At 62.7% G+C, this 16,731-nt stretch carries 16 protein-coding genes, 2 tRNA genes, 1 other RNA gene and 1 pseudogene; 9 read left to right on the top strand and 11 right to left on the bottom strand.

The genetic code is table 11. From position 1 onward, the window contains the following. Window positions 1-221 precede the first annotated feature (221 nt). Both I2C21_RS07380 and ssrS read left to right on the top strand, forming a co-directional pair. On the top strand, window positions 222-521 hold the full coding sequence (locus I2C21_RS07380; RefSeq protein ID WP_195278893.1) for a DUF1292 domain-containing protein: 300 nt from the start codon (window positions 222-224) through the stop codon (window positions 519-521). 33 nt (window positions 522-554) lie between these two features. Beyond that, window positions 555-756, top strand: a non-coding RNA gene (gene ssrS, locus I2C21_RS07375) — 6S RNA. Window positions 757-836: 80 nt separating this feature from the next. Here the strand turns inward: ssrS and I2C21_RS07370 are convergent. Both I2C21_RS07370 and I2C21_RS07365 read right to left on the bottom strand, forming a co-directional pair. Next, window positions 837-1,391, bottom strand: a complete 555-nt coding sequence (locus I2C21_RS07370; RefSeq protein WP_101692692.1) for a phosphatase PAP2 family protein — start codon at window positions 1,389-1,391, stop codon at window positions 837-839. Window positions 1,392-1,472: 81 nt separating this feature from the next. Beyond that, window positions 1,473-1,994, bottom strand: a complete 522-nt coding sequence (locus I2C21_RS07365; protein ID WP_101692691.1) for a DUF4330 family protein — start codon at window positions 1,992-1,994, stop codon at window positions 1,473-1,475. A 157-nt stretch (window positions 1,995-2,151) separates the two neighbouring features. On the opposite strand from I2C21_RS07365, the gene csaB reads away from it, so the two are divergent. The 4 genes from csaB to I2C21_RS07345 all read left to right on the top strand — a co-directional run bounded on the left by csaB (window position 2,152) and on the right by I2C21_RS07345 (window position 7,329). Continuing rightward, window positions 2,152-4,404 (top strand): polysaccharide pyruvyl transferase CsaB, encoded by a 2,253-nt coding sequence (gene csaB / locus I2C21_RS07360; protein WP_195278892.1) that lies wholly within the window; start codon window positions 2,152-2,154, stop codon window positions 4,402-4,404. Next, complete coding sequence (locus tag I2C21_RS07355) at window positions 4,401-5,486, top strand: glycosyltransferase family protein (protein ID WP_328821070.1); 1,086 nt, start codon at window positions 4,401-4,403, stop codon at window positions 5,484-5,486. The genes csaB and I2C21_RS07355 overlap by 4 nt, the downstream gene beginning before the upstream one ends. A gap of 66 nt (window positions 5,487-5,552) precedes the next feature. Then, window positions 5,553-6,578 carry an inorganic phosphate transporter gene (locus I2C21_RS07350; RefSeq protein ID WP_195278891.1) on the top strand — a complete coding sequence of 342 codons (1,026 nt, stop codon included), beginning with the start codon at window positions 5,553-5,555 and terminating at the stop codon, window positions 6,576-6,578. 91 nt (window positions 6,579-6,669) lie between these two features. Further along, window positions 6,670-7,329, top strand: a complete 660-nt coding sequence (locus I2C21_RS07345; RefSeq protein WP_195278987.1) for an HAD family hydrolase — start codon at window positions 6,670-6,672, stop codon at window positions 7,327-7,329. Window positions 7,330-7,379: 50 nt separating this feature from the next. On the opposite strand, the pseudogene I2C21_RS17540 reads toward I2C21_RS07345, so the two are convergent. Next, window positions 7,380-7,823, bottom strand: a pseudogene (locus I2C21_RS17540) (flavodoxin family protein); the annotation flags it as partial. Window positions 7,824-7,990: 167 nt separating this feature from the next. Between I2C21_RS17540 and ypeB the strand changes: the two are divergent. Continuing rightward, on the top strand, window positions 7,991-9,361 hold the full coding sequence (ypeB, locus tag I2C21_RS07335) for a germination protein YpeB (protein WP_286167227.1): 1,371 nt from the start codon (window positions 7,991-7,993) through the stop codon (window positions 9,359-9,361). A gap of 6 nt (window positions 9,362-9,367) precedes the next feature. Here ypeB and I2C21_RS07330 read toward each other — a convergent pair whose 3' ends face one another. The 4 genes from I2C21_RS07330 to I2C21_RS07315 all read right to left on the bottom strand — a co-directional run bounded on the left by I2C21_RS07330 (window position 9,368) and on the right by I2C21_RS07315 (window position 11,686). Then, on the bottom strand, window positions 9,368-10,645 hold the full coding sequence (locus I2C21_RS07330; RefSeq protein WP_195278889.1) for a replication-associated recombination protein A: 1,278 nt from the start codon (window positions 10,643-10,645) through the stop codon (window positions 9,368-9,370). 13 nt (window positions 10,646-10,658) lie between these two features. Further along, entirely contained in the window at window positions 10,659-11,030 is a 372-nt protein-coding gene (locus I2C21_RS07325; protein ID WP_195278888.1) for a DUF2500 domain-containing protein, read from the bottom strand. Between the two features lie 190 nt (window positions 11,031-11,220). Then, window positions 11,221-11,294, bottom strand: a tRNA-Gln gene (locus I2C21_RS07320). Between the two features lie 236 nt (window positions 11,295-11,530). Further along, entirely contained in the window at window positions 11,531-11,686 is a 156-nt protein-coding gene (locus I2C21_RS07315) for a hypothetical protein (protein WP_193538100.1), read from the bottom strand. A gap of 182 nt (window positions 11,687-11,868) precedes the next feature. Between I2C21_RS07315 and nrdR the strand changes: the two genes are divergently transcribed. Further along, complete coding sequence (nrdR, locus tag I2C21_RS07310; RefSeq protein WP_101692686.1) at window positions 11,869-12,324, top strand: transcriptional regulator NrdR; 456 nt, start codon at window positions 11,869-11,871, stop codon at window positions 12,322-12,324. A gap of 69 nt (window positions 12,325-12,393) precedes the next feature. Here the strand turns inward: nrdR and I2C21_RS07305 are convergent, their stop codons facing one another. The 3 genes from I2C21_RS07305 to nth form a co-directional block, all read right to left on the bottom strand. Next, complete coding sequence (locus I2C21_RS07305) at window positions 12,394-13,767, bottom strand: vWA domain-containing protein (RefSeq protein ID WP_195278887.1); 1,374 nt, start codon at window positions 13,765-13,767, stop codon at window positions 12,394-12,396. Between the two features lie 151 nt (window positions 13,768-13,918). After that, window positions 13,919-14,380 (bottom strand): peroxiredoxin, encoded by a 462-nt coding sequence (locus tag I2C21_RS07300; RefSeq protein WP_195278886.1) that lies wholly within the window; start codon window positions 14,378-14,380, stop codon window positions 13,919-13,921. A 26-nt stretch (window positions 14,381-14,406) separates the two neighbouring features. Then, window positions 14,407-15,048 (bottom strand): endonuclease III, encoded by a 642-nt coding sequence (gene nth, locus I2C21_RS07295; protein WP_101692683.1) that lies wholly within the window; start codon window positions 15,046-15,048, stop codon window positions 14,407-14,409. A gap of 202 nt (window positions 15,049-15,250) precedes the next feature. Here nth and glyA point away from each other — a divergent pair, with 202 nt between their 5' ends. Next, a complete protein-coding gene (gene glyA / locus I2C21_RS07290; protein ID WP_101692682.1) occupies window positions 15,251-16,498 on the top strand; it encodes a serine hydroxymethyltransferase in 1,248 nt (415 codons plus the stop codon). 157 nt (window positions 16,499-16,655) lie between these two features. Here glyA and I2C21_RS07285 read toward each other — a convergent pair. Next, window positions 16,656-16,729 (bottom strand) — tRNA-Gln (locus tag I2C21_RS07285). Between the last annotated feature and the right edge of the window lie 2 nt (window positions 16,730-16,731).

Here is a 16,731-nt window from a genome sequence, read left to right as displayed (position 1 = left end):
GACTTCGTCACAGGTACCCGAATATTATAGCATAGGTGCGCCAGTTGTCCACCCTATATTATCCCTTTATTTCCTATTTTTAGAATCTCGAAAAAAATTTGCGGACTCCTATCTTGCAATTTATCCTGCTTCGGGTTACAATAGGTACGGCAGCAAATCGCTCTGGCGTTTTGTACGGCCTCCCCCTCCGGGGACCACAAACCATAGAAAGCGGTGAAGCCATGAGCGAGGAATTTGGCGGTGAGTTCATTACCCTGACCGATGAGGAGGGCAATGAGTTCGAACTGGAATACTGCACGACGATCGAGCACGAAGGCACGCTCTATATGGCCTTTTTGACGGTTACCGAGGCCGATGAGGACACGGAAGAGCCGGAAGAGAGCGAGGACGACGGTCTGGTCATCCTCAAGGTCATCAACGTGGACGGCGAGGATCAGCTGGCCACGCTGGACAGCCAGGAAGAGCTGGACGCCGTCTATGAATTGGTGATGCAGGAGCTCTTCGAGGACGAAGAGGAATAACCTCCGCCTTACCAATTCTGAATTTTTTCTGAATTTTTCCTGCGGGGTGCGTGATGGGCTTTATTTAAACCCACATCTCTGAAACGGGATGTCGCCCTCACGGCGTGGATTGCAGGCCTCCCGGCCCCCTTTGTGGGTCACTGGAAGTTGGAAGCAAGGAAGCGCTGTGGAGACAACCCACCTGCCAATTACGTGCAGGTTTTAAAGGAGTCCACACGGCTTCTGCGGGCCCCCCCACAGGCTCTGCCTGTGGGGTTTTTTTATATGCGAAGGGACAGAAAAGCGGGTACGATCTTAAAATCGTACCCGCTTTTTTCAGATGCGGTTTCTTCTCCGGTCTGCCACGCGCCGCCACAGGGCCATGGCACACAGGGCGCACAGGGTGCCCACCACGGCGCCGGCCAGCACGTCACTGGGGAAATGGACCCCCACATACAGGCGGGAGCAGCCCATCAGCACCGCCAGCACCAGCGCACCTGCCCTTGCCCAGGGCCAGGGCAGGCTCTTCCACCACACCACGCCCGCGGCAAAGGCCGCTGTGGTGTGCCCCGACGGGAAGGAATTGGGGTCTCCCTCTGCGATCAGAGGGACCAGCCCCTCCACCACCAGCCAGGGCCGGGTGCGTTCCACCAGGTGCTTGAGCACCACATTGGTGCACAGCAGGCCCAGCAGAAGGGCCGTCAGCGCACAGAGTCCCGCTCTCCGGGTCCTGGGGATACACGCAAAGACCAGTGCCAGCGCGATCCACAGCATGCCCGCGTCCCCCAGATGGGTGAAAACGGAGAAAAACGCGTTCAGGATCGGATTGCGGACCCAATCCTGGATCCAGAGGAGGATCGCGCCGTCCAGCGCCAGGAGCCACGTAAGCATAGCTATCTCCTTTTCTGATTCCGAATGATAAAAAAGCAGGACGGGAACGCTCCCGTCCTGCTCTCGTTCTGTCTCTTGCGATCAGGCCGCCTCGTCCCACTGGCAGTTAGTGATGATGCCGTTGGCAAATTCAAAGTGCGTGGTCTTGAGCGTATGGGCCTTGCCGATGCGGACCTCCTGGGTGCCCACTTCGTTGGTGGCGCTGTTGGCCACATGCACGGTCACCGTAAAGGTCAGGTCCAGCAGGTTATCCGCCAGAGGCAGCGTCAGCGCGCCAGTGGCGGAGTTGATGGTGGTGCTGTTGTCGTGGGGCTTGGCCACCACATCGGTCACATAGCCGTTGAGCTTGGTGCCGGAGGCCATGAGCTGATCGCCGCCCTCCTGCTCCACATACTCCACGATGGAGTCATATACCTCCGGGTATACGTTGTTGACCTGGACCGTATAGGTCAGGGTAGCCGCGCCGCCCTCCGCGCCGGGGAGCACGCCGCCCTTGCCCAGCAGCTTCAGACCCACTACCGCGGCAAGCAATACCACCAGGATCAGGACCAGCAGGTCCACAATGTTGATCTTTCCAAACAGTCTGCCTTTTTCGTCTAACATCTTTTGCAGCCTCCGAGGTTGTAAATTGACCGGTTTATGGTGTAAAATAGGACTGTCCCTGTGTCCGGAAGCCTCCGGACTCACAGTGGAGCTTTTTATATTGTAGCATATTCCCAGTATGGGAACAAGTCTTTTTTCACCTGGAGGGTCTCATCCCATGAAAGTCATCCACCTCATCAGCGGCGGCGACAGCGGCGGCGCCAAGACCCATGTGCACTCCCTGCTTCAGAATCTCTCCCAGACCATCGACGTGACCATGGTCTGTTTTATGGACGGTCCCTTTGCCCAGGAGGCCCGGGAGCTGGGCATCCATACCGTCATCTTTTCCGGGCGGAACCTGCTCTCCACCTACCGGAAGCTCCGGCAGTTTATCCTGGACGGCGGCTACCAGATCATCCACTGCCACGGCGCCCGGGGCAACATGATGGGCGCCCTCCTGCGCCGCTCCACCGGACTTCCGGTGGTGAGCACCGTCCACTCCGACTACCGGCTGGACTATCTGGGCCGCCCCGCCGCCCGGCTGGTCTACGGGACCACCAACACCGTGGCCCTGCGCCTGCTGGATTACCGGATCGGCGTCTCCGACGCCATGACGGACCTGCTCATCTCCCGGGGCTTTGACCCGGACCGGCTCTTTACCATCTACAACGGCCTGGACTTCTCCCCCCGCCACCCCGCCATGGACCGGCAGGCCTATCTGCGCTCGGTGGGTCTGGAGGCGGACGACTCCTGCGTCATCGCCGGCATCGCCGCCCGACTCAATCCGGTGAAGGATGTGGCCACCCTGATCCGCGGCTTTGCCAAGGCCTATGAGCACTGCCCCAACCTGCGCCTGCTCATCGCCGGCGACGGAGAGGAGCGCGCCATGCTGGAGGGCCTGGCCCGGGAGCTGGGCGTGGAGCGGCAGGTCTGCTTTGCCGGCTGGATCTCGGACACCGACAGCTTCTATAACGCCATCGACATCAATACCCTCACCTCCCTGTCGGAGACCTTCCCCTACGCCCTCACCGAGGGGGCCCGGGCGGGACTGCCCACCGTGGCCAGCCGGGTGGGCGGCGTGCCCTACCTCATCGAGGACGGCGTGACCGGTCTGCTCTTCGAGGCCGGGGACCCGGACGGTCTGGCCCGCCAGCTCACCGCCCTCGCCCAGGACGCCACCCTGCGCGCCCACCTGGGCCGCCGGCTCTACCAGAAGGCCAAGGAGGATTTTTCTCTGGAGTCCACTCTCCAGCGCCAGCTCCACATCTACGAGACCATTCTCCGCCGCCACAGCCGGAAAGGCGGCCAGCGGGACGGCGTGCTGGTCTGCGGGGCCTACGGCCGGGGCAACGCGGGAGACGACGCCATCCTGGAGGCCATCGTGGCCGAGCTGCGGGAGCTGGACCCCGACCTTCCCATCTGGGTCCTGTCCCGCAATCCGGACAGCACCCGGCTCACCTACCGGGTCAACTCCATCTATACCTTTAATTTCCCCCGCTTCCTGCGGCGGATGACCAAGACCCACCTCTACATCAACGGCGGCGGCTCCCTGATGCAGGATGTGACCAGCCACCGCTCCCTGTGGTTCTACCTCTTTACCATCTCGGCGGGCAAGATTTTGGGCAACCGGGTGCTCATGTACGGCTGCGGCATCGGCCCCATCCGCTCCGAGTCCAACCGCCGCCTGGCGGCCAAGGTGCTCCAGAAGCGGGTGGACGCCATCACCCTGCGGGACACCCACTCCCGGGAGGAGCTCAAGCGCATGGGCGTGGACCATCCGGAGATCATCCTCTCCGCCGACCCCACCGTGATTCTCCCCGCCGCCGCGCCCCAGGTGGTGGACGGCATTCTGGAGCGGGAGGGCCTGGACCCCAACGGCTCCTATATCGGCTTCACCCTGCGTCCCTGGCCCGGCTTTAAGGAAAAGGCGGAGATCTTTGCCGCCGCCGCCGACTATGCCTACCGGAAATACGGCCTGACGCCGGTCTTCCTCCCCATTGAGCGCCGGCTGGACCTGGGCGCCATCCGGCAGGCCACCGCCTCCATGACCGCCCCCTTCCATATCATTGAGAATACCGGCAGCTCCGCCCACACCATCGGCCTCTTTGCCCGGATGAAGGTCGTGGTCTCCATGCGCCTGCACGCTCTGGTCTTTTCCGCCAGCCAGGGGGTCCCCCTGGTGGGCGTGGTCTATGACCAGAAGATCAGCTCCTTCCTCTCCTATATTGGACAGGACCTCTACACCGACCTGGGCGAGCTGACCCTGGAGCGGCTCACCGCCCACATCGACACCGCCTGCGCTCGCATCGACGACCACGACTTCCTCACCGAGGGCGTGGACCGTCTGCGCCAGGTGGAGCACCGCAATTCGGCCACCGCCCGCCGCCTGCTGGGCCTCCCCGCCCCCGAGGAGGAGGGCGAGCGCCCGTGAAGCACCTGGTCTGTCTCTCCGACACCCCCTGGAGCAGCGTGCCCGCCCGGACCCAGCAGCTCATGACCCGGCTGAAGGATGTCCATATCCTCTACTTTGAGCCGCCCGCCCGCCGGAAGGGATGTCCCTGGAAGAAGCCCGCCCGCCGGGTCCGGCCCGGCCTTCTGGTCTACTCCCTCCCGCCCGTTCTGGACGGGGAGGGGGAGCATCCCCTGCTCTTCCGCCTGGGGCAGCGCAAGCTGGCCCGCTATGTGGAAAAAGCCATGCTCCGCCACCGGGTCCAGGACCCGGTGCTCTGGTGCGCCATCCCCACCGCCGTCCACCTGCTGGACGGCCTGCCCCGTCAGGGACTGGTCTACGACTGCGGCCGGGACTGGTCCTCCCTCCCCGACCAGTGGGAGAGCGAGCTGGCCCTGGCGGCCGACGTGGTCTTTGCCGCCTCTCCGGAGCTGTGCGACCACATCGGCCCCTGCAACGACAACGTGGCCCTTCTCCCAAACGGGGCCAACTACACCATGTTTGCCCGGGAGGACCTGGAGACTCCGCCCGCTCTGCGGGACATCTCCGGCCCGGTCCTGGGCTATGAGGGCACCATCTGGCGGGATCTGGACCTGGAGCCCCTCCTCCGCGCCGCCCGGGAGCACCCCGCCGCCACCTTTGTGCTGGTGGGCCGGGTGGAGCGCAATCCCCACCTGCGCGCGCTGGAGCGGCTGCCCAACGTGCGCTTTCTGGGCCGCAAGCCGCTGGTGGAACTGCCCGAATACCTGAACCGGTTTGACGTGTGTCTCAATCTCCTGCGCACCGGCTCCATGGACGGGGACATCCTGCCGCCCCGCATCTTTGAATACTTCGCCACCGGAAAGCCGGTGGTCTCCATGCTCCAGCCCGGACAGGTGGAGCAGTTCCCGGACGTCATCTACGGCGCCCACACCAGCGCGGAGTTCTCCCAATTGTGCACCAGCGCCCTGGCCGAGCGCGGCTCCTGGGCCCGGGACCGGCGGCGCTCCTACGGACAGATCGGCTCCTGGTCCAACCGGGCCCGGGAGGTGGAGCGCATTCTGGAGAGCATCGGGCTTTTCTGAGACGTGCCGCTTTCTTTCCGTGCTATTCGCCCCACCCCTGCCGTACAATACGGTGGGGGTGATCTTTTGTCCATATCCTGTTCCGACTTCCTCGCCCAGGCCCGTGGAAATCCCACGCTGGCCCTGGTCAGTCTCCTGCTCCTGGCCGTCCTGCTGGTCAACGGCTGGACCGACGCGCCCAACGCCATCGCCACCGCCGTGGCCTCGGGCGCCCTCTCCTTCCGCCGGGCCGTCCTGCTGGCCGCCGGGTGCAACCTGGCCGGTGTGGCGGCCACCTCCCTGTGCATGCCCGCCGTGGCGCAGACCGTCTGCGAGGCCGCCGATTTCGGCGGCGATCCCACCATCGCCTGCACCGCCCTGTGCGCCGCGCTGCTGGCGGTGGTCCTCTGGGCCACGCTGGCCTGGCGCTTCGGCATTCCCACCAGCGAAAGCCACGCCCTGCTCTCCGGTCTGGCCGGTGCGGCCCTCTCCCTGCCGGGCGGGTGGAAGAACCTGCGGCCGGAGGCCTGGGGCAAGGTGGGCCTGGGCCTTCTCCTCTCGGTCCTCCTGGGGTTTCTGCTGGGCCGGCGGGCGAGTGGGCTTCTCCAGCGCCTCCCCCTCTCCCCCCGCCGGTGCCGCTCCCTTCAGACGGCAGGCGCGGCGGCCATGGCCTTTCTCCACGGGGCCCAGGACGGGCAGAAATTCCTGGGGGTCTTTCTGCTGGGAGCCGCCCTCTCCCAGGGCCGGTGGACCTTGGGCGCCCTCTCGGTCCCCCTGTGGCTGATGGCGGTGTGCGCCCTGTTTATGGCCCTGGGCACTCTGCTGGGCGGACGGCGCATCATCGACAAGATCGGCCGGGAGCTGGTGGTCCTCTCCCCCGCCGCCGGGCTCTCCGCCGATCTGGGCGGCGGATGCGCCCTGCTGGTGTGTACCCTGCTGGGTCTGCCGGTCTCCACCACCCACACCAAGACCTCGGCCATTCTGGGGGCCGGAACGGCCCACGGAGGACGGGCCCGCCCGGGGACCGCCCTCTCCATTGCCCTGACCTGGCTGCTCACCTTCCCCGGCTGCGGAGCCCTCGGCTTCTTTCTGGCCCGGCAGCTGCTCGCCTGAGCTTGCATCCCAACCGCCGCTGGGGTATGATAAGAGAGGTCGGTCTCCCATGGGACGGACTCTATCACCAAGGAAGAAACGAGTGATTTTCATGCGCTATGACGCCGTGATCTTTGATCTGGACGGCACCCTGCTCAACACCCTGGACGATCTGGCCGCCGCGGTGAATGCCGCCCTCACCGCCTGCGGTTACCCGACCCGCACCCTGGACGAGGTCCGGGCCTTTGTGGGAAACGGCGTGGCCAAGCTGATCCACCGGGCGGTCCCCGCCGGGACCGCCCCGGAGGAGGAGGCGCGCTGTCTGGAGCGCTTCCGGGCCCACTATCTGGTCCATATGCGGGACCAGACCGCCCCCTATTCCGGCATTCTGCCCCTGTTGGACGCGCTCCAGCAGGCGGGGATCGCCGTGGCGGTGGTATCCAACAAATTTGACGCCGCGGTCAAAGAGCTCTGCCGGGACTATTTCGGTCCCCGCGTGCCGGTGGCACTGGGCGAGTCCCCCTCTGTGCGGAAAAAGCCCGCCCCCGACACCGTCTTTGCCGCGCTGCGCGCGCTGGATGTCCCGGCCGACCGCGCGGTCTACGTGGGAGACTCCGACGTGGACATTGAGACCGCCCGCAACGCCGGCACGGCCTGTATCTCGGTCTCCTGGGGTTTCCGGGACAGCGCCTTCCTGTACGCCCACGGCACCTCCTGCATCGCCGATACCCCCCAGGCCCTGGCCGCCCTGCTCCTCACGCCCGAAGCATAAAAAACGTCCTCTCCCATGTACTCCCGGGGCTCGTTGGTGACCAGGTTCATGCCCCGGATGCCGAAGAGATTGTGGATGGCAGCCACCGTGGTCTCCTGCCCGCCGTTGCGGGTGCCGCCCACCGCCAGGGCTGCCAGGAATTTGCCCCGCAGCAGCCCCGGGAAGCAGTCCCGGATGGCCCGCAGGCGGGAACAAAAGGCGCTCAGCTGGGGCGTTGGCCCCATGCAGTAGACCGGCGAGGCCACCAGGATGCCGTCCGCCCGGTCCAGCTGCTCCACCAAAGTCCGCATGTCATCCGGGATCACGCATCAGGAATGGCTGCGGATACAGGCCTTGCAGTCGGTGCAGGGCGCGATGCGCTTCCCCGCCAGGGTCACCATGGAAGTCTCGATCTCTTCCGATACGCCCTGTGCCCCCTCCAGCGCCATGCGCAGGGCATAGTCCGTGGCGCCCTCCCGCCGCGGGCTGGCGCACAATCCCAAAATGTGAACCATATACACACCCTCCCATCTTCTCTGCGCAGGTCCCTTTTGTCCGGATCCCACGTCCAATATTCGCTTTGCTTCCCGTCATTCTCTGATATTTACCATGCAATAATTCCGCTTTTCGGACGCACACTAAGCACAATCCAATGCCTGAGAGCATCCGAAAAGGGGCGTTTATGATGAAGCTCATTCCCACTTCCACCCGTGGAAAAGTCCGGGCCGCAACCTTTCTCACTGCGGGGCTGGCCGTACTGGGCGGCTTTGCCATTCAGGGTCAGGTCCGCGCCGCACAGTACCAGTACCTGCTCAACAAGACCTATGAATATGCCTTTGCAGAGCTGAGCACCTCGGTCTCCCAGCTGGATACCGCGCTGCAAAAGGGCATCTATGCCACCTCTCCTCAGCTCTTCTCCTCCCTGTGCACCGAGGCCTTCCGCAGCGCCCTGGCCGCCCAGACCGCCCTGGGCTCCCTGCCCTACGGAAATGTGGAACTGGAGGAGACCGCCACCTTCCTGGCCAAGACGGGCGACTACACCATGTCCCTCTCCCGCGCCTCCTCCCAGGGGCTGAGTGAGGAGCAGCGCTCCACCCTCGCTGCCCTGGCCCAGCGCTCCTCGGCTCTGTGTCAGACCCTCCAGTCTCTGGAGAGCGACCTCTTTTCCGGTACCATGCGTCTGGAGGACCTGGCCCAGGTCCAGGAGCGGCTCTCCCAGGCCACACAGACTGGAGATCAGACCACCGCCGGCTCCTCCTTCCAGGAGATCGAGCAGGAGTGCTCCGAGCTTCCCACCCTGATCTACGACGGTCCCTTCTCCGACCATCTGGCCGACCGGACTCCCCGTATGCTGGAGGGACAGCCCCAGGTGAGCCGGGAGGATGCCCGCTCCGCCGCGGCCGGGTGGCTGGGGCAGGAGCCGCAGCTCTTCACCCCCGTCTCCGACGGAGCGGGCGTTCTCCCCAGCTGGGGCTTCTCCGCCCAGGTGGACGGGGGCGAGCTCTATGTGGAGGTCACCAAACAGGGCGGACAGCTTCTGGAGATCCTCCATTCTCGCCCGGTGGGGCCCGCTCAGCTCACCCGGGAGCAGGCGGTGGAGCGGGCCCAGGCCTTCCTGAAGAAGCTGGGCTATCCGGACATGGCCGAGACCTATTTCATCGACCAGGGCAACATCCTCACCATCAATTTTGCGGGCAAGGAGGGGAATGTGCTCTGTTACCCCGATCTGGTCAAGGTATCGGTGGCGCTGGATAACGGCGGCATCGTGGGTCTGGAGAGCCGCAACTATCTCATGAGCCACCAGAGCCGGACCTTCTCCGCCCCGGCCGTATCGGCCGAAGAGGCCCGCAGTCAGGTCACCCAGGGGCTGGAAGTCCTCAGCCAGCAGCTGGCCCTCATCCCCACCCAGGGAGAGAACGAGGTCCTCTGTCACGAGTTCAAATGCCGCAATGAAAAGGGACAGCACTATATCCTCTATGTCAATGCTCAGACCGGGGAGCAGGAGCGCATCCTCCTCCTGCTGGAGGACGAAAACGGCACCCTGGTGCTGTAAGGCCCCTCAGCGGGAGCCGCCCTTGCCCTTGATCTCCTCCCAGTACCGCCGGGCGGCCTGCTCGGTCTTGTTCTCGCCGTAGGTGTAGTACCGCGTTCCCACCAGGGCGTCGGGAAGGTACTGCTGCTCCACCCAGTGGTGGGGAAAGTCGTGGGGATAGAGATACCCCTGCTCCCGCTCCAGGCCGGCCGAGTCGGCATGCCGGTTCTGGAGGTGGCGGGGATAGTCCCCGGTCTTCCCCGCCCGCACGTCGGCCATGGCCAGGTCCAGGGCGATGTGCCCGGTGTTGGACTTGGGCGCGGTGGCCATGAGGACCGCCGCGTCCCCCAGGGGGATGCGGGCCTCGGGCAGCCCCAGCATATTGGCCGCGTCCACGCAGGCCTTGACGATGGGGATGATCTGGGGATAGGCCAGTCCCACATCCTCGCAGGCAATGACCATGAGCCTCCGGCAGGCCGACACCAGATCTCCCGCCACCAGCAGGCGGGCCAGGTAGTGACAGGCCGCGTCCGGGTCCGAGCCCCGGATGGACTTCTGAAGGGCGGAGAGGATGTCATAGTGGTCGTCTCCCGCCCGGTCATACCGCATGGCGGAGCGCTGGGCCGCCATGCGGGCGTCCTCCAGGGTGATGCGCCGCCCCTCCTCTGTGACACGGGCCGCACCGGAGAGCAGCTCCACCGCGTTCATGGCCTTGCGCACATCCCCGCCGCAGGCCTGAGCGATGTGTTCCACCACTCCGTCCTCCCAGGTGAGGGGGATCTCGCTCCGCCGGGCCATGTACTCCAGGCCCCGCAGGATGGCGGGCACCACGTCGGACCCCTCCAGCGGCTTGAACTCAAAGACCGTGGAGCGGGAGAGCACCGCGTTGTACACGTAGAAATAGGGATTTTCCGTGGTGGAGGCGATGAGGGTGATCTTGCCGTTCTCCATGAACTCCAGCAGGCTCTGCTGCTGCTTCTTGTTGAAATACTGGATCTCGTCCAGATAGAGCAGCACCCCGTCGGGGGCCAGCATGGTGCCGATGTCGGCGATGATGTCCTTGATGTCGGAAATGGAGGCCGTGGTGGCGTTGAGCCGGTGAAGGGGCCGGTTGGTCCGCTTGGCGATCAGATTGGCCACCGTGGTCTTGCCGGTGCCCGAGGGCCCGTAGAAGATCAGATTGGGAATGCTGCCGCTCTCAATGATCCGGCGGAGCAGGCCGTTCTGCCCCAAAATATGGCTCTGCCCCACCACTTCATCCAGCGTGGTGGGGCGGATCTCGTCGGCCAGGGGACGGTAACTCATACGCGCTCCCCCCTTACTGCCGGACAAAGCCCAGGTAGCGGGTGCCCTGGAAGGTCAGTGTCCCCCGGTCCCCTTCCACCAGCATGCCGTACTCATGACTGGGGACCTGCAGCTCCATGCGGTCGCCGCTCTCCACCTCAAACGTGACATAATAGGTCGTGCTGGTGTGGGTGTGCCCGATGCCGTTGTGATCGGCATGGTGATGGCGGGTGATATGGCCGCGCTTGGCCACCACCGCGGCGTTCACCGTCAGGCGGGGGCTGTGATTGTTTTTGTTCCACTGGGAGACGCCCCGTACCGCACCTACCACAAACATCACCAGTACGATGCCAAAGATGATCATAACCAGGATGGGAACAAGTCCGAACATCAGGTCAAATCCCATACCGAATCCCATATTCCAAAGCCTCGCTTTCCTGCCCGTCCTGTCTGAGCGCGGGCTGATTTTGTACTCTCATCATACCATGTTTCCAACACTTTTCAACTACATTTTCCGGTGGGCGACCGGACGCCCCACAGAGGCAAAGTCGGTCTGGAAACAAAAAAAGAGATGCAACATTCGTTGCATCTCTTTTTGGCAGCGGGTGAAGGATTCGAACCCTCACATACAGAGTCAGAGTCTGCTGTGCTACCCTTACACAAACCCGCTATATCCGTTCCGTGTCGGAACAACAAAAAATATTATAGCCGATATTTCAGAAAAGTCAAGCCTTTTTTGACAAAATTTTTCCTCCCGGCAAAAAAGCTGCTGCGGGAGGCCGTAAGTACCCCGAGAACAGCCCGGACGGGCAGGGACTGCCGCGGAAACGGCACGCCCTTCCGGGCTGTTCTCACGCACTCAACCGTGCTGGGATTGCGCCGGAGCTCCGGTCAGATCAACGGATCTCAGCAGGAGGAGCTGGTCTCAGGGCCGCTCTTGGAAGAACTCTTCTTGTTCTCCGCGGTGGGGCCCTGCTTTTTGCTCTGGGCGCTGGAGGAAGAGGACTTGCTGTGGCTGCTGCGGTTGGCCTTGCGGATCTCGTCGTTATAGTTGTTCTGCATAACATTCACCTTCCTTTCGGCGAGCATAGTTTAACCGCTCCGGCAAGATTTCATTCCCGCAAAAAGAAAGGATACAAAATTGACGCAGGACATGATATAATAACGTAACGTGAAACGGTGCTCTCGGGAAGAGCCCCACATTTCAGCAAAAACGCCGCGTATCGTCAGGGAGGGATTCCGCCATGAGATGTCCGTATTGTGCCAACCCGGAGAGCAAGGTCGTGGATTCGCGCCCCTCGGATGAGGGTGCGAGTATCCGCCGCCGCCGCGAGTGCTTGGTGTGCCATAAACGGTTTACCACCTATGAGACCATGGAGAGCCTTCCACTGGTCGTGATCAAAAAGGATGGAAGCCGACAGACTTTTGATAAGAGCAAGCTCCTCAACGGGATGCTCCGGGCCTGCGAGAAGCGCCCGGTCTCCTTTGATACTCTGGAGGCCATTGCCAACGAGATCGAGCAGACCCTCCAGAACGCGCTGGACCGGGAGGTCTCCTCCACCCACATCGGCGAGATGGTGATGGAGCGCCTGCGCGGGGTGGACGAGGTGGCCTATGTCCGCTTTGCCTCGGTCTACCGGGAATTCAAAGACATCAGTTCCTTTATGGACGAGCTGGACAAGCTCATCCGGGAAAAATAAACACTACGGGCGGCCGGGACACGATGGTGTCCCGGCCGCCCGTTTTCCATCCGACTTCAGTGAAATAGATCAGGGGGAAATAACCGCCTCACAGCAGCGATAATCGGTGTCGATGCTGTGGGCGATCAGGCGCGCTTTGAAATTGCGGGGGCTGCACAGGGAACCGCCCGATACGCTCAGATCCTCCGGCACCACAAACTTGATGCACTTGACCTGAATGTCCCGGCAGCCCGGGAAATCATGGGCCGGGAGGGTCACGGCCTTCATGCCGCGCTGGTACTCCATGCCGTCCGTGTCCACTTCAGTGAGGATCACGGCCAGGGCTACCCGGGTATGGGGGAAGACCTGTTTGACCGTTGCGTCCACTTGGATGATCCGGCCCTGGGATTCCAGATACGTGTCGCCCAGATCCACCAGCAGGGAATCCTCACAGCCCTCCACCGTGAACTGGATGGGTACGGGGCACTCCTCCGGATGGACCACCACATCACAGTCCACCTCTACCTTGGGCTCGGGGAAGGTGACCACGTTCCCCTCATTGTCGGAATAGGTGATGGACTCGTTGACCAGCTTGATCCCCGGCTCCTGCCCCACATGGCGGACGAAAAATTCCAGCACGGCGCTCTCGCTGAGCGTCACGCCCAGTTCCTGGATCTTCCAGCGCAGGGTGTGGTCATCCAGCTGCTCTGCCATGCCTTTGGCGGGGGGCAAAATGCTGGTGATGACAAAATCAGGGGTGACCATCTCCTTGATCTGGATGTTGGTGGCCCCCGCCTTGGAGATGTTGGCGGCCAGCTCTGCAAACAGTTCCTCCAGGTCGGCCAGATCCGGGGTCACCGCCACGTGGGAGGTGTCCGGATCGGTGGCCCAGTTGTTCAGCGCATCGATATCCAGTCCGTCCGACCCGATGAGACCGATGCAGTAAATGGTGATCCCCTGGGCCCGGGCGGCGGCGGCCACCGGGGCGGGCGGCGCACCGGCGGTGGTGTTGCCGTCGGTGAAGAGGACGATCACCTTGGCATTGCTGGAGGCGGGCTCAAAGAGCTCCATGGCCTTGGTGAAGGCGTCTGCGTGGTTGGTGCTTCCGCCGGCGCTCAGTCCGTCTACGGCATTTTTGAGCGCATCCACCGAGGTGATGAGCTGTGTGTCGGCCACTGCCGTGCTGGAAAAGCTCACCACGCCCATCCGGCTGCCGGAGCCGATCTGTCCGTCCTTGCTGCTGTCGGTGGCCTCGTCAATAATATCAATAAAGGTCTTTGCGCCTATTTTCATGGCGGAGAGGGGCGCCCCGGCCATGCTGCCGGAGCGGTCCAGTACCAGGACGATGTCGGTGGGATTCGAGATGATATCCGGCGCGGCGGTGATGGCCAGCGTGACGCGGAGAGAACCGTCACAGTCGATCCGGTCCTGATTGATGACTTTGTTGGAATTGGTAATACCCATGGGTTGCGGCCTCCTTCTGGGGAATTCCCCCTGACATCCTATGCAGGTGCGTGCCCTTGTGGCACACCAAAGGCACAAAAAAGCAGGTCCCGTCCCTTTGTCAGGGGACAGGACCTGCTTGGAATGTTTCGAAGGCGGGCACAAATGTACCTTAACCCTCCTCCAGCCGGGCCAGCAGATCGGCTGCATTGGTGTCGGGCTTCACTTTTTCCCGGGCGTCCAGGATCACGCCGTTCTCGTCGATGAGATAGCTGGAGCGCACCACGCCCATGCTGACTTTTCCGTAGAGCTTTTTCTCCTTCCAGACATCATAGGCCTGAATGGCAATCAGCTCCGGGTCGGAGAGAATGGGAAAAGGCAGGGCGTATTTCTGGGCAAATTTCGCGTGGGAGGCTGTGCTGTCCTTGCTGATCCCCAGGACGACGGTATTGTGGTCCTGGAAAGCGCTCCAGGCTTCCCCAAAGGCGCAGGCCTGCCGGGTGCAGCCGGGGGTATTGTCCCGCGGGTAGAAGTAGAGGGCCACTTTCTTTCCCCGGAACTGGGAGAGGGTCACAAGGTTCCCGTCCTGATCGGGAAGGGTGAAATCAGGGGCTAGAGTACCGATCGGAAGCATGGTATGCTCCTCCTTTTCTGGATGGTTCAGTCCTGGGGCTGGTAAAAATCACACCAGGGCCGCAGGGTACAGTTGGCGCAGTCCGGCTTGCGGGCCATACACACGGCCCGTCCGTGGAGCACCAGGCGGTGGCAGAAGTCATTGGATTCCTCGGGCGGGAGCTGGGCGCGCAGCTGCTGCTCCACCTTGGGGGGCTCCTTGGTGCCGTCGGTCAGCCCCAGGCGGCCCGAAATGCGGATGCAGTGCGTGTCGGCCACCACGGCGCCGGGGGCGTGGAAGATGTCGCCCAGGATCAGATTGGCGGTCTTCCGCCCCACCCCGGGGAGCTTCAGCAGCTCCTCCATGGTGGAGGGCACCTTTCCGCCATAGACCTCCAGCAGCATCTGGGAGGCGGCCACGATGTCCCGGGCCTTTGCCCGGAAAAAGCCGGTGGAGTGGATGATCTCCTCCACCTCGCTCACATCGGCCTGGGCCAGGGCCTCCAGCGTGGGAAACCGGGAAAACAGCGTGGGCGTGACCTGATTGACCCGCTCGTCCGTACACTGTGCGGCCAGGCGGGTGGAGAAGAGCAGCTCATAATCTTTCTGATAGTCCAGAGAGCAGATGGCCTCCGGATAGGCGCTTTTCAGCGCGGCCACAATGGCCAGAATATCGTCTTGGGATTTCAAGGGGATCACCTCATATACCGGTCAAGGTGCTTGCGGCAGATGGAGCACCGGTTCTTTGATTGTGCCATTATAACATGGGGGATGAAAAAAAACGAGACATTATTTACAAATCATGGTTGTAATTTGGGACAAGCTCAGCTATAATCAACATAGAGTACCCAAAAACTATACTGTTTAGTATAATGCCATGGGAGGAATCAAAATGGTCAAGGACATGATGGACTTTATCCTCGCGCAGGATCCTGAGGTGGGTGAGGCGATCAAACACGAGTTTGACCGTCAGCGCCGGAATATCGAGCTGATCGCATCTGAAAACTTTGTCAGCGAGACGGTGCTCGCCGCGGCCGGTTCCGTGCTGACCAACAAGTACGCGGAGGGTTATCCCAGCAAGCGTTACTATGGCGGGTGCCAGTGCGTGGACGTGGTGGAGAATCTGGCCCGGGATCGTGCCTGTAAGCTCTTCGGCGCGGACCATGCCAATGTCCAGCCTCACAGCGGCGCCAACGCCAACTATGCCGTGTATCAGGCGCTGTGCAACGTGGGCGACACCGTGCTGGGTATGGATCTAGCCAACGGCGGACATCTGACCCATGGCAGCCCGGTCAATTTCTCCGGCAAGAACTATAACATGGTCTCTTACGGCCTGAATGAAGAGGGATTCATCGACTACGACAACGTCCGGGACATGGCCCGCAAGCATCATCCCAAGATGATCATTGCCGGCGCCTCCGCCTATCCCCGCTTCATCGACTACGCGGCCTTTGCCGACATCGCCCATGAGGTGGGCGCCTATCTCTTCGTGGACATGGCCCACGTGGCCGGCCTGGTGGCCACCGGTCTGCATCCCAACCCCGTGCCCTATGCTGACGTGGTCACCACCACCACCCACAAGACCCTGCGCGGTCCCCGCGGCGGCATGATCCTGTGCAAGGAGGAGCTGGCCAAGAAGATCGACTCCGGCATCTTCCCCGGCAGCCAGGGCGGCCCTCTGGAGCACATCATCGCGGCCAAGGCCGTGGCCCTGGGCGAGGCCCTCAAGCCCGAGTTCAAGGCCTATCAGGAGCAGGTGATCAAAAACGCCAAGGCGCTGGCGGCCTCTCTGATGAAGGAGGGCTTTGATCTGGTCTCCGGCGGTACGGACAACCACATGATGCTGGTCGATCTGCGCAAGGCCGGCGTCACCGGCAAGGAGATGGAGCACCGTCTGGACGAGGTACATATCACCGTCAACAAGAATGCCATCCCCAACGACCCCGAGAAGCCCTTCGTCACCAGCGGCGTGCGCATCGGCACTCCCGCCGCCACCACCCGCGGCCTGAAGGAAGAGGATATGACCCTCATCGGCCAGCTGATCTGGCAGGCGGCCACCGACTTCGAGGCCAAGGCCCAGTCCATCCGGGACGCCGTGGCTTCCATCACCGAGAAGTACCCCCTCTATCCCGGCAACTGATGACCGGACGGGCAACTTCATCATAGCGAAAATCACCGAGGCGGAGACTCTTGTGAGTCTCCGCCTCCTTTTGCCGAACCAGCTCAATTTTCGTTTCAAGCGCCCGGAATCCTCCTCCAGGACAAAAAAAGAGATGCAACCGACGTTGCATCTCTTTTGGCAGCGGGTGAAGGATTCGAACCCTCACATACAGAGTCAGAGTCTGCTGTGCTACCCTTACACAAACCCGCTAT

This window comes from Clostridium sp. J1101437_171009_A5 (assembly GCF_015547905.1).
Lineage (GTDB): Bacteria > Bacillota > Clostridia > Oscillospirales > Oscillospiraceae > Pseudoflavonifractor_A > Pseudoflavonifractor_A gallinarum.
This window is presented reverse-complemented; position numbering and strand designations above follow the sequence as displayed.

Coding starts and splice junctions, on each gene's coding strand:
- I2C21_RS07380 (WP_195278893.1), top strand. CDS start 222: ATGAGCGAGGAATTTGGCGGTGAGTTCATTACCCTGACCGATGAGGAG.
- I2C21_RS07370 (WP_101692692.1), bottom strand. CDS start 1,391: ATGCTTACGTGGCTCCTGGCGCTGGACGGCGCGATCCTCCTCTGGATC.
- I2C21_RS07365 (WP_101692691.1), bottom strand. CDS start 1,994: ATGTTAGACGAAAAAGGCAGACTGTTTGGAAAGATCAACATTGTGGAC.
- csaB (WP_195278892.1), top strand. CDS start 2,152: ATGAAAGTCATCCACCTCATCAGCGGCGGCGACAGCGGCGGCGCCAAG.
- I2C21_RS07345 (WP_195278987.1), top strand. CDS start 6,670: ATGCGCTATGACGCCGTGATCTTTGATCTGGACGGCACCCTGCTCAAC.
- ypeB (WP_286167227.1), top strand. CDS start 7,991: ATGATGAAGCTCATTCCCACTTCCACCCGTGGAAAAGTCCGGGCCGCA.
- I2C21_RS07330 (WP_195278889.1), bottom strand. CDS start 10,645: ATGAGTTACCGTCCCCTGGCCGACGAGATCCGCCCCACCACGCTGGAT.
- I2C21_RS07325 (WP_195278888.1), bottom strand. CDS start 11,030: ATGGGATTTGACCTGATGTTCGGACTTGTTCCCATCCTGGTTATGATC.
- I2C21_RS07315 (WP_193538100.1), bottom strand. CDS start 11,686: ATGCAGAACAACTATAACGACGAGATCCGCAAGGCCAACCGCAGCAGC.
- nrdR (WP_101692686.1), top strand. CDS start 11,869: ATGAGATGTCCGTATTGTGCCAACCCGGAGAGCAAGGTCGTGGATTCG.
- I2C21_RS07305 (WP_195278887.1), bottom strand. CDS start 13,767: ATGGGTATTACCAATTCCAACAAAGTCATCAATCAGGACCGGATCGAC.
- I2C21_RS07300 (WP_195278886.1), bottom strand. CDS start 14,380: ATGCTTCCGATCGGTACTCTAGCCCCTGATTTCACCCTTCCCGATCAG.
- glyA (WP_101692682.1), top strand. CDS start 15,251: ATGGTCAAGGACATGATGGACTTTATCCTCGCGCAGGATCCTGAGGTG.